The 12876-nt window shown below is 44.8% G+C and carries 8 protein-coding genes and 1 rRNA gene; 6 read left to right on the top strand and 3 right to left on the bottom strand.

Going from position 1 to position 12876, the window contains the following annotated elements:
- The first annotated feature begins 35 nt into the window (after nt 1-35).
- Nucleotides 36-170, top strand: a complete 135-nt coding sequence (locus tag Q4Q50_RS17330; RefSeq protein WP_259563962.1) for a hypothetical protein — start codon at nt 36-38, stop codon at nt 168-170.
- Nucleotides 171-342: 172 nt separating this feature from the next.
- Here Q4Q50_RS17330 and Q4Q50_RS17325 read toward each other — a convergent pair whose 3' ends face one another.
- The gene (locus Q4Q50_RS17325) at nt 343-1992 is read right to left on the bottom strand and encodes a dipeptidase (RefSeq protein WP_311900415.1); all 1650 of its coding nucleotides are present in this window, start codon (nt 1990-1992) and stop codon (nt 343-345) included.
- A 408-nt stretch (nt 1993-2400) separates the two neighbouring features.
- On the opposite strand from Q4Q50_RS17325, the gene Q4Q50_RS17320 reads away from it, so the two are divergent.
- The 3 genes from Q4Q50_RS17320 (at nt 2401) to Q4Q50_RS17310 (ending at nt 6342) form a co-directional block, all read left to right on the top strand.
- Entirely contained in the window at nt 2401-4605 is a 2205-nt protein-coding gene (locus tag Q4Q50_RS17320; RefSeq protein WP_311900414.1) for a M3 family metallopeptidase, read from the top strand.
- A 500-nt stretch (nt 4606-5105) separates the two neighbouring features.
- Nucleotides 5106-5582 carry a hypothetical protein gene (locus Q4Q50_RS17315; RefSeq protein WP_311900413.1) on the top strand — a complete coding sequence of 159 codons (477 nt, stop codon included), beginning with the start codon at nt 5106-5108 and terminating at the stop codon, nt 5580-5582.
- 310 nt (nt 5583-5892) lie between these two features.
- Nucleotides 5893-6342, top strand: a complete 450-nt coding sequence (locus tag Q4Q50_RS17310; protein WP_012587398.1) for an acetyltransferase — start codon at nt 5893-5895, stop codon at nt 6340-6342.
- 143 nt (nt 6343-6485) lie between these two features.
- On the opposite strand, the gene Q4Q50_RS17305 is transcribed toward Q4Q50_RS17310, so the two are convergent.
- Nucleotides 6486-8630 carry a M3 family metallopeptidase gene (locus Q4Q50_RS17305; protein WP_311900412.1) on the bottom strand — a complete coding sequence of 715 codons (2145 nt, stop codon included), beginning with the start codon at nt 8628-8630 and terminating at the stop codon, nt 6486-6488.
- A 707-nt stretch (nt 8631-9337) separates the two neighbouring features.
- On the opposite strand from Q4Q50_RS17305, the gene Q4Q50_RS17300 reads away from it, so the two are divergent.
- Both Q4Q50_RS17300 and Q4Q50_RS17295 read left to right on the top strand, forming a co-directional pair.
- Nucleotides 9338-11383: a bifunctional 2',3'-cyclic-nucleotide 2'-phosphodiesterase/3'-nucleotidase gene (locus tag Q4Q50_RS17300; RefSeq protein WP_311900411.1), complete on the top strand. Its 2046-nt coding sequence runs from the start codon at nt 9338-9340 to the stop codon at nt 11381-11383.
- A 207-nt stretch (nt 11384-11590) separates the two neighbouring features.
- Entirely contained in the window at nt 11591-12349 is a 759-nt protein-coding gene (locus tag Q4Q50_RS17295) for a DUF2057 domain-containing protein (protein WP_311900410.1), read from the top strand.
- 292 nt (nt 12350-12641) lie between these two features.
- Here Q4Q50_RS17295 and rrf read toward each other — a convergent pair.
- Nucleotides 12642-12757 (bottom strand): 5S ribosomal RNA (rrf, locus tag Q4Q50_RS17290).
- Nucleotides 12758-12876: the final 119 nt, after the last annotated feature.

Here is a 12876-nt window from a genome sequence, read left to right as displayed (position 1 = left end):
GGGGCAATATCTTTTTAGCTATACGAACAGCAGAAGTGTTAGTTAAGATTGGCATTGTTGCAACTGTGACCGTTGGCGGCATGGATGCCGTCGTCGAGCCCTCAGGGACGAGTTTATGGCGAGTCACAGGGGAAACAATGACAATTCATGCAGCACAACTGACGATATAACTCACTAGCTTTGAGCCTTTCTGCCTTTGAGTATTTAGAGTTGAAATGGCGGAAATCTAAGATTTAACCGCCATTGTTCAATTAACCCTTAATACTTGGCTTAATACTTGATACAGACTTTATTGCTACCCAACACTTTTGTGCCATCCCAAAATCACTTTCACAAAGAGCGCTATTTAACCGCCGATAGCTCGATAAACGCTGCGGTGTACATTTTTAGATTCAGCATAAATTGCTTATGGGTGATGAACTCTTTTTCAGTATGGCCTGTGTATTCCACGCCCGGCATGGCAGGGCCAAAGCTTAAGGCATTGGGGAATAATTTACTGTTGGTTGAGCCGCCAATTGCAACGGGTTTAGGATCGACTATGCCAGTGAAGTGGGCAAACACGTCGAGCAGAGTTTGTTGCTGCGGCGCGTCCTTCATCACCATAGGCTCACCCCAATAACTTTCGATATCAACAAGCTGCACTTGGTATTTATCCTGCCACAAGACTAGGGCTTCACGGACTTGCTTAGCGAGTAACTCTGGTGTTTTGCCGACAGGGCGACGTAAGTTAATAGTCACCTCAGTACCCTTCTGCGTTTGCACAACCACAGTTGGGGCTAAGGTCAGCGGTCCCATAAAATCATCTTTATAAGCTAAGTCACCAAACTGCTCGGCGTAAATGCCTAAACCCACCAGCTCGTCCATGGCGGCAACGGTTAAGGAGGCGCTGGTTTGCGGCCAAGGCTCATCCTGCAACTCGGGACTTAACAATGCCGCTAAATGGGTCACAGCATTGACTCCATCTTCAGGAGTGGATGAATGGGCGGCTTTACCGTCGGCAAAAATATGCAAGTTGCACTGTTTATCGACACAATGGTTTTCAAAACGGTATTTCATCCCCTGCTGCGCGGCTGCTCTGGTCTGTAACTTTGTCAGCAATGCAGGTGAAACCGCCTCAATTTCTGCTTCAGCCTGCTGCGGTACTTGGCTGGCAAAATAGCCACCAGAGAAAGCCGTTAACGTGGGCGCTTGAGTTGAAGCCTCTGCTTTCGCTTCTATATTGGAGATCGTAATATTGGGCACTGTAAAGGTAATCTTGCTCCAGCCTTTCTCGGCGGTAACCACGGGGTATTCGGCATCAATAGTAATGTTCATGTCCGCTGGCGTGTAGCTGGCTAAAAAGGTTTTCAGTGGTTCCCAGTCGGACTCTTCAGCAAGATAAACCAAGAGTTCAATGCGTCTATCTCGCTTAATGTGTTTATCTTTAATCGCCTTCATCGCATACATGGCAGTGACAATGGCGCCCTTGTCGTCCTCTGTGCCGCGGCCAATCAGTTTGCCTGGCTCCGATTGAGTATCAAGCAGATAAGGGCTCTGCGCCCACAAAGCAGGATTAGCTGGTTGCACATCGCCGTGGGTGACTATGCCTAACTTTTTAGGTTCATTGTTCACAGCCGAATTGGCATCTAAGCCAATCAATACCACATAACCATGATCGGCATAATCTAACCCGAGCTCCTGACTGAGTTGCTTTAAACTCGACTTAAAGCCCACAAAGGCGGGATTGGTATCTGGCGTTTGCCCTTCAACCGCTTGGGTATTAAAACTCACCAACTGAGTCAAACTCTGCACCATAGCCGCATCGTATTTTGCGACCGCATAATCGGCGACCTTTAGTGCATTTGGGCTTAACTGGGGGACGATTGTGTTAGTCGCTGTTGTTGCTGGCGCTGGCGCCGCAATGCACTGCGGCATAACCCAGCTGGACGCAGTCAGTAATACCAAGGATAACGCTCGACGTACGCGAGCATGTTGAATACCAGATTGAGACATAGAAGATCCTATTATTGTTATTCGTGTTTTAGGACCGTACTGCAAGAGACGGTTGAAAATGGATTAAGCTGGTTTAGTGCAAGGTGTGGCTTACACCAGTCATCTACGACGTGTTTGCGGCTATTATCTTCGACTACAGCCTTGAGCAATGATGTTGCCAATAAAGCGCCGAGACGCGATAACATCCTCAGCCAGTTTGCCATATTATTTTGCTTAAAAGCCTGAAACAAAACATTTGTTACAAACTAAACACAAAATCGATGGAACCCCTAGTCCGATACATGTTAAACAGTCACATTAAGATAAATTAATGGTTTTAGCCGCGCGTAGACTTCAATATTTGCTGAAATCCATGGCCATCATCAAACAATCACCCATAACAATAATCGACCTAACGGGGAAAAAATAATGAAGGGACTAACCCTTAAACCGCAAGCCCGCACGGCTAAGCTCACGCTAAGTGCCATCGCTTTAGCCTTAACTTTGGGCGCATGTAGCACACAACAACCCGAAGCCAGTGTTCAAGCAAGCGCAGCGCCCAATGCCGTGTCAGCGCAGATTATCAGTCAGAATGCGACCAATCCATTCTTCAAACCCTATGATACGTTTATGGAAATTCCGGCCTTTGATAAGATCAAGCCAGAGCATTTCCTCCCAGCCTTTAAAGCGGGCGTAGCTCAGCAACACGAACAAATTCAAGCGATTGTTGATAATAAAGCCAAACCCACCTTCGCCAATACCATTGAAGCCATGGAGTTTTCTGGCGATCTAGTGACGCGCGTTTCTAATGTCTTCTTTAACCTGACAGGCGCCGATACTACGCCAGCATTGCAAGCACTCTCCAAAGAAGTGTCGCCTATGTTATCGTCCGCCGAAGACGATATCCTGCTCAATGACAAACTGTTTCAAAAAGTCAAAGCCGTTCACGACGCGAAAGACAGCCTAAAACTCAGCACGGCCCAAGCCAAATTGTTGGAAGATACCTATAAATCTTTCACCCGTGGCGGCGCTAACTTAAGCGAACAAGATAAAACCAAACTGCGCGCATTGAACGAAGAGATCGGTAAACTCAATTTAGCCTTTGGTGACAATCTATTAGCCGAAACCAATGCCTTCGAATTAGTGGTTGATAGCAAAGCCGATCTCGCAGGTTTACCCGCTGATGTGGTTGCAACCGCCTTTGAAACCGCGAAAAAACGTGGCCATGAAGGCAAGTGGGTATTCACCACTTCTCGCCCTTCTATCACGCCGTTTTTAACCTATGCCGATAACCGCCAGTTACGTGAAAAACTCTACAAAGGTTATATCGAGCGCGGTAACAACAATAACGCCAACGATAACAAGATTATCCTCGCGAAGATTGCCGCCCTGCGTGCTGAACGTGCTCAACTGATGGGCTATAAAACCCATGCGGATTTCGTGTTAGAAGAACGCACAGCTAAAACGCCAGAAAACGTCTATGGCTTACTCAACAAAGTATGGCCAGCGGCATTGGCCCAAGCCAAAGCGGAAGTCGCGGATATGCAAGCCATGATTGACGCACAAGGTGGTAAATTTAAGCTGCAAGCGTGGGACTGGGATTACTATGCTGACAAAATTCGTGTCGCTAAGTACAGCTTTAACGAGCAACAAACCCGCCCGTATTTCTCACTCGACAGTACATTAAAAGGCGTGTTCTACACGGCTAATCGTTTATACGGTTTGACCTTTAAAGAGCGTACCGACTTACCCAAATACAATGCAGAAGTCCGTACTTGGGAAGTTTACGATAAAGACGGCAAGCTGATGGCCATCTTTATGGGTGACTATTTCACCCGCGACAGCAAACGTGGCGGCGCTTGGATGAACTCTTTCCGCAAGCAATACCATATGAATGGCGTTGATTCTAAACCTATTATTGTTAACGTATTGAACTACCCTCGCCCAGCGGGCAGTGAGCCAGCGCTGCTGACCTTCGATGAAGCCAGCACCCTATTCCACGAATTTGGCCACGCCCTACACGGCATGTTATCGAACGTGGAATATCGCTCACAGGGTGGCACCGCCGTACCTCGCGATTACGTTGAGTTCCCATCGCAAGTGAATGAAAACTGGATGACTCAGCCAGAAGTGTTAGCCCAATTTGCCAAGCACTACAAAACCGGCGAAGTGATCCCGCAAGAGCTAGTGCAGAAAATCCAAGCGGCCAGTAAGTTCAACCAAGGCTTTGCCACCGTTGAATACATGGCAGCCACTAAGCTCGATTTAGATTGGCACACACTAACCGACACTACGCCAAAGGATGCGGCCAAGTTTGAAGCAGACTCGTTAGCGGCAATGGGACTGATTGAAGAAATTAGCCCACGCTATCGCAGCACTTACTTCTCGCATATTTTCGCGGGCGGTTATTCAGCAGGCTACTACAGCTACCTGTGGTCGGATATTTTAGGCGCGGATGCTTTCGAAGCCTTTAAAGAAAACGGCATTTTCGACAAGGCCACTGCGGACTCCTTCCGTAATAATATTCTGTCGAAAGGCGGCAGCGATGATCCTATGCTGATGTATAAAAACTTCCGCGGTAAAGAAGCCGGCATAGAGCCGCTGCTGCGTAGCCGCGGATTACTGGCCGAGTAACATCACCAATCATCATTTACCAAAGGCAAGATAAACAACGGGAGCTTCGGCTCCCGTTTTCTTATAATTTTATTCAGCAACTTATACAATAACCTATTAATTGGCTGAATATTTTAGTACTGTGTTGCCGCATATAAGGATATTTTTAAAATTATCAATGGAAATGATTATGTCTAATGCCCTAGTAAGCTCTCCATTTCAAGCAAATAAAGAAAAACTGCTCACACTGCGATTACAGAACGAACTCAATACCACTCGAATATTCAAAGCTCTGGATGCTTCCCAAAATACAATTGGTGCCGAAGTGGTTTTTATAGACCATGAATATTCCCTATGATTCCTTTATGCCACTAATATCCCATTCGATTAATATTACGAGAATGTAAAGATACAGTAAGTACCAGCTTTAGCCTTAGCCTTAGCCTTAACCTTAGCAATAAGGCGTACAGGTAGAAAAATCAACAACCTAACAATAGTCAGCTATAAGGAATTCAGAGTCTATGTCAGATAATTTTTTTGAGAAACATGACTTATCTATCGGCGTGTTTGTCGCTGGTATTGCAGTCATCATGTTCCTTATGTTTGGTGCGGGTGCTATCGGCCCTTTACTTTTCCATACTATTGAAACGCTATTCGGTAAATTAACAAACGAAGAGTTTGGTATCCTTTTCGCATCAAGTATAGTGATCATGACCCTGAGTATTGTTATACCAAACGTATTAATTATACGAGGTAGACCTCGAGCAGTTAAAATCAATAAAATAAACGTCTATTTTCAACTCATTTGTTACTTACTGTTTTTATTAGTACTTGAACACAAACAAACCTGGATTTTTCTCTGCTTTGTTATTTTTCCGTTATTAGCGAACTGGTTAATGTCGTCTGCTAAATATTTAACCTTCCTTGCCTTTTACGAAACTCTACGCAAGGATCCAATCGTGTTTAGACAAAGCTTAGCAAAACGAATATTTAAGTAAGCACAGTAAATACAAGCTCTATTATCTAATATTAGTTTAAGTATATTTATCATTAGAAAACATTAACAACACGCCATAATATAACCAAAAAATATAATGGGTGACGATAAGCAATTAGGTGTCGATGTCAGATAAATTTTGAAAAACATAAATTTTCTATCATAATTGTCGACAAGGTTACTACGGATCTCATCCGTAATCATATCCTTTTTAAAGGCGGATTCGTAAAGGTTGGTACGTTTCCGCTTCACATGTTAACCCACTTTAATTCACCGCTTAGGCGACATTAAATCTTCAATAGAGTTATATGATGAATATTGAGATGGTAGAAAAAGCAGATCATCTTAGTCTGCTCGATATTTGGGAAGCATCGGTAAGAGCAACCCATGACTTTTTAGCAGAAGAAGATCTACAACAATTAAAGCCGCTGATCCTCGAACAGTATTTTGATGCCGTTCACTTAAAGTGCGCTAAAAATGACAATGGAGAAATACTCGGATTCTGCGGGGTACATGATGGCAATATTGAAATGCTGTTCATCTCACCTGACGCGCGCGGAAAAGGTATTGGTTCCATGCTAGCGACACATGCCATTAAAGAACTGGGAGCCACAAAGGTGGATGTTAATGAGCAGAATCAACAAGCATTAGGTTTTTACCAACATATTGGTTTTTCAGTAACGGGTCGCTCACCCGTTGATGGACAGGGTAAACCTTATCCGTTGTTGCATATGGCGTTATATTCCATTGAGGGATTGTAGATGTATTCTGATTCAATCGATGAGAATAGGGTTGGAGAGTATCCAGCGGAAACAAAAATGATGAATAAATCCGCCCCGACGTCAATAAAAAAGGCTTGCTAGGTTTCCCTAACAAGCCTTTGGGCCTTTTTACAACGAATCGATTAGTCGACTAAACCGCGGCGCTTTAACAGTGCATCTGTTGTCGGTTTTTTACCGGTAAAGTGAATGTAATCTTGCATGAGATCTTCACTATTACCTTTAGATAAGACTTCCTTACGGAATTTGTCACCATTATCGGCTTTCAATCCACCATGCTCGCCCATGTAGGCAAAGGCATCGGCGGCAAACACTTCGGTCCACAAATACGCGTAATATCCAGCTGAATAACCACCGGAGAAGGCATGGCTGAAGTAGCTCGACTTATAACGCGGGGGAATTGGCGCAAAATCGAGGCCGTGTTTAGCTAACACTTGGTGTTCAAACTTCTCTACATCGCTAATTTGAGTATCGGCGCTGATAGAGTGCCATTCCATATCTAACAAGGCAGCCGACAGATACTCAACGGTATCAAAACCTTGGCCAAACTTATTTGAGGCTAAGATTTTATCGAGCAGTGCCTTAGGAATTGGCTCACCCGTTTTGTAGTGTTTGGCATAGTTAGCAATCACAGCAGGATCGATATTCCAATCTTCGTTAACCTGGGATGGGAACTCAACAAAGTCACGTGCGGTTGATGTGCCAGCCACGCTTGGGTATTTCACCTGCGAGAATAAACCGTGAACCGCATGACCCATTTCATGGAACATAGTGGTCACTTCATCGAAGGTCATTAACGTTGGGCCATCGGCTGGCTTAGGAATATTCAGCGCGTTATAAACAACGGGCTTAGTGCCAAGCAGACCGCTTTGGGTGACGAACTCATCCATCCACGCGCCGCCGCCTTTGCCTTCACGGGCATAAGGGTCAAGGTAGAACAAACCGATAGAGCTGTTGTCTTTATCAAAGACTTCAAAGGCTAAGACATCGGGATTCCACACGGGTAAATCGGTACGCGGTTTTAAGCTGATGCCATACAGTTTATGCATCGCGAAAAACAACCCGTCTTGCAGCACAGTATTAAACTCGAAATAGGGCTTGATGCTGCTTTCGTCGAGATCATATTTCTCTTTACGCACTTTGTCGGCGTAATAAGCCCAATCCCAAGGTTGAAGCTCGAAATCACCGCCCGCCTTTTTGATTTCAGCTTGAATATCAGCAGCTTCTACTTTGGCACGTGCTAAGGCTTTTGGTGCTAAATCGTCGAGGATTTCATACACAGCGGCTGGGGTTTTCGCCATTTGATCGGCAACCGCATAGGATGCCCAAGTATCGAATCCCAATAAGTTGGCTTTTTTAGCCCGAATTTGCGCCATTTTAACAATCAATGGGCCATTAGTTGCAACAGCTCTGTGCGCCGAGATTTCCCACACTTTTTGGCGCAGTTCACGGTTGCTCAGGCTAGAAAGCACAGGCTGGCGAGTCGTGTTCACTAAGGTAATCAAATAGCCCTCTTTTCCAGCAGCTTTAGCGGCAGCGGCTAAGGTGGCGATTTCGCTGTCAGATAAACCAGCTAACTGGGCTTTATCAGTCACAACAATCACATCATCTTTAAATGATTTTAAGCTGTTTTGTGAAAAGTCCGTCGCTAAGGTTGCAAGCTCGGCGTTAAAGTCGCGCATTTTAGCTTTATCTTCAGCCGACAATTTCGCGCCAGCTCGAACAAACTGCTCATAGTAGTATTCAACTAGACGCTGATCTTCCGCATTTAAGCTGCTTTTTTGTTGATATACCGCTTCAACACGGGCAAATAACGTCGGATCGAGATAAATATTATCGCGATGGGCAGATAGCTTAGGTGCAAGATCTGCTTCGGTTTTCTGGAAATCATCATCAGAAATCAGACCGGCGAGATTAAAGAAGGTCCGCGACACCCGCGTTAATAATTCACCTGAGGTTTCCATCGCCAGAATGGTGTTGTCAAAACTGGCCGCTTGCTTGTTATTCACAATGGCAGCGATTTCAGCATCATGGGCTTTAATGCCTTGCTCGAAGGCAGGAGCATAATCTGCAGTATGGATAAGGTTAAATTGTGGCGCTTGATCCTGCAGTGGACTCTTGCTCAGCAACACATTGGTTGCTTCTGCTTTAGCAGCAGTTTGAGTCGCTACGGCATTTTTAGCTTCATTGGCACTGGCGGCTGGCTTGTCTGAACAAGCGCCAAGTAACAAAGCCGCGGCCACGGCTGTGGTTATAACGGACTTACGCATATTAACTCCCTTGGATGTTGCTGCCCTTTCGTTTGTATTTTTAAGGTGAAAGGTGCGCGCTAACGGATTTTGGCTTTCAGTTTAAAACAGTCTGAGTCAACGAACGCTTGTTGCTACGGTCGTCAATTTCGATGAACTACCTTAACAAGTTACGCGCATTTCAGCCAAGTTTTACCCCGCCACTGCGGCGCTAATTTGTATCACTTTATGTGTATTTCGAGTCTACAGGTACCTATGCCAACGCTAAGCTACGCCTAATGTGCTGCGATCCTTGCTAAGTGCTTGCAAGCAAAGGTGATGAGGATTAGCTAAAATTCAATGTAAAAAGAATTATTTAAAACAATCCAAGTGGATTTTTAAGCCAAATATCCTCAACATAAAAAACGATATAAGCAAATAAAACACCGTTTCTATAACAAATATTAATTCTTCTTAATAAACTTTTTGCTGTGATTATTTAAACCTCAATGTAACAAATACACAGGCCAAATGGCTCATTATTTAGGCAGACGCACTCTAAGTCACAATTTGAAACAGCTTTTCTCCGATTAATGTCACATTCAGATCATCAAATGTCTTTATAATTCCCGCTCGTTAACTTAGCGACAAATTAACCTAACAGTTAAATGACGCTGAATTAACGGGATGATGGGCATGCTCTTTACGGAACATGCGTTGGGGTCAAATAAATATAAATAGAGACAACTATGTTAAATAAGAAAATACTCGCAGTGATGATCACTGCCGCCCTTGGTGTCAGCGCCTGTAATTCTGATGACGACAAAGTCGTTCAAGCCGATTTACGGGTACTCGAAACCACAGATCTGCATACAAATATCATGGATTTCAATTACTACAGTGGTAAAGACGATCCCACAATCGGTCTTGCCCGCACTGCAAGCTTGATCCACGCTGCACGCAGCGAAGCCAAGAATAGCGTCCTCGTCGACAACGGCGATCTGCTACAAGGCAGCCCTATGGGCGATTATATGGCCAAAGTTGGCCTGCAAATGGGCGATGTTCACCCTGCTTATAAAGCCATGAACCTATTAGATTATGAAGTCGGTAATATCGGTAACCATGAATTTAACTATGGTTTAGACTTCTTAAATAAATCCATTAGTGGTGCAGATTTCCCTTATATCAACTCAAACGTTTATTGCGCCGACGATAAGGGTTGCTGGAAAGAGGTGAAAAAAGGTGAGCATTTATTCACCCCTTATATCATTAAACAAAAAAATATTATCGACAGCGAAGGTAATAATCAAACCATTAACATTGGTTATATTGGCTTTGTGCCACCACAAATTCTATTGTGGGATAAGCAAAATCTGACGGGGAAAGTTACGGTTGAAGATATCGTTACCACCGCGAAAAAATATGTCCCAGAAATGAAAGCCAAAGGGGCCGATATCATTATCGCCATTCCACACTCTGGCATTGGTTCGACGGAAAATCCTGGCGATCCTATGGCTGAAAACGCCACTTACGCTTTGACTTATGTTGACGGTATCGATGCGATTCTATTCGGCCACAGCCACTCTATCTTCCCAGATACTAAGTATGCCGACTTACCCAATACCGATGTCACTAAAGGCCTACTGAACGGCGTCCCCGCAGTGATGCCAGGTCGTTGGGGCGATAACTTAGGGGTGGTTGACTTTAAACTTGAGCGTAGAGATGACAAGTGGCATGTCCTTAGTGCGAAAACGCAAGCACGCCCTATCTATGATGGCGCAAATAAAGCCCCATTGGTTGAAGCGGATGCTGCTATTCACGATGCAGTCGCAGCAGAGCACCAAGGTACCCTCGCCTTTGTGGATGAACCTATCGGTGTCGCTGCGGCGGACATGTATAGCTTCCTTACCTTAGTGCAGGACGACCCAACGGTACAAATCGTTTCCGATGCGCAAATCGCTAACGTTAAAGCGAAATTACCTGCAGCATTAAAAGGGCTGCCAGTACTGTCAGCCTCTGCACCTTTTAAAGCGGGCGGTCGCCACGGTACAACCAGCGATGCCGATCAATTTGTGCAAGTCGATAAAGGTCCACTGACCTTCAAAAACGCCGCCGATCTGTACCTGTATCCCAATACTATGGTGGCAGTCAAAGCAACGGGCGCCGAATTGAAAGATTGGCTTGAGTGCTCAGCCAATCAGTTCAATCAAATCGACCCAGCAAAAACCACCCCACAAGAGTTAATCAACTGGGATGGCCATCCAACCTATAACTTCGACGTACTCGATGGCTTAACTTACAAAATTGATGTCACTCAACCGAGTAAGTTTGACCGCGATTGCGCCGTCGTTAATGCCAACGCAAACCGTATCGTTGATTTAAGCTATAAAGACGAAAACGGTAAAGTCATCACAGGTGAAGAATTTGCCGCGAAAGAGTTTATCGTCGCCTCAAATAACTATCGCGCCTTTGGTGGTAAGTTTGCCGGTACGGGTAGCGACCATGTCGTCCTTGAACTGCCCGATACCAACCGTGAGGCGTTAGCGGCTTATATTACAGCGCAATCTCAGTACAACGAAACCACGGGTAAGTACGAAGGTATGGTCAATCCAAGTGCCGATTACAACTGGGATTTCAAAACCATCACTACCAACGTCACATTAGACGTTCGCTTCGAAACCCAAGACAGTGACAAAGCCGCTGCCTTTATCGAAGCCAATAAACAACGTGAAATGAAGAAGATCAGCAACGATGAACTGGGTTTCGCCGTTTATAGCATCAACCTAACCAAATAAGCGTTCAATCCCGCAATATCATGCTCAAAAAGGCTCTTCGTGAGCCTTTTTTATTCCCTACCGATTAAATTAACGCTAATCTGCGCGCTATAAACAGTGTGTCGCCATTTAGTTCATCTTGCTCCACACTAAAGGTTAAACCTGCTTTGTGTCGTCAGAAATCTACCTTATTATTTAGCGGCGTCCTCGCAACAACAGAGAAAGCTTATGAAATATCAATCAATCTTATGTGCCACCGCGTTAATGCTGGTTGCAGTGCAGCCAGCAACAGCCGATGTTAATCTCAATCTGCCTAAAAATGCTGAAGTGTTAACGCTCAATGGCAAGCCAGCCGTAAAGAGTAGCAACCTCGTTTTAGCCGATGGTATCAATCAAATTGCCTTCCGTTATGCCGCGCAATACAGGCAACAAGCTGACTCAGTGCATTATCTATCCGACGTGCTCATCGTCCGTTTTGATGCGTCAGCACAAACACTTACCCTGACACTTCCCGCCATCAACTCAGCCAGAGATGCCAAGAAATTTGATGAGTCACCCAAGCTGGCACTATCAAATGCTCAAGATGAAGCAGTGAGTTTTACCAGCGATAAATTGATTAAGAATGGGATCCAACTGGGACGGGATTTCGAACACGAGATACTGCAGTACAACCTTAGCAATCATCCGGCTTCATTAAATCTCACTATGAATACCGCGACAACACAACCAAACGACGCTATTGCACCAATATTGGCAAGCCAGCCACACATACGCCAAGCACCCGCCGTCGTATCCACAAGCTTGATCGCGCCAGCAGTAATGTCATCATCAGCCGTAGCAGTCAATGACAAGAGCAAACCAACCACTTCTGTGCCTCCTACAACCACACCTAGCCAAGCTGAAATCAGTCAAATGCTTGATTACTGGTACAAACAAGCCAACGACAGTACCAAAGCCAGCTTCAAAGCCAAAATCAATAAAGAATAACCCATAGAACACGCCCGCGTTGTAGAGGATATTTGTCCTCTAACCACAACTATCTATTTCAGACCGCCAGCTGAGTATCACTATGAACTGGCGGTATATTACAGTTCATAAAATGAGAACTGAGTAAAACTTAAGCTCATTAAAAAGAGCCCAGTAAACCATTCCCACTTCACAGCTTAATGTCATTTCAACCAATAAAACCCTTTCAAAAATACTAAAACGTGCACATTTTAGACACAAAAAAGCCAGCTTATTCAGCTGGCTTCGTTGCATCTCAATGAGATAATTAGGCGCTTGGCGATGACCTACTCTCACATGGGGAGACCCCACACTACCATCGGCGCGTTTGCGTTTCACTTCTGAGTTCGGGATGGGATCAGGTGGTTCCACAAGGCTATTGTCACCAAGCAAATTCTGTTTATTACCGTGTCCATCTCTGGCTCACGTTAATAATAATTCGGAAAGCTGATTTGCTTTGTTTGAGTCTTTAACTTTATCAAGTGTCGATATTCTGTCTAAGTTCGCTT

It is taken from the genome of Shewanella scandinavica, assembly GCF_031932065.1.
GTDB classification, from domain to species: domain Bacteria; phylum Pseudomonadota; class Gammaproteobacteria; order Enterobacterales; family Shewanellaceae; genus Shewanella; species Shewanella baltica.
This window is presented reverse-complemented; position numbering and strand designations above follow the sequence as displayed.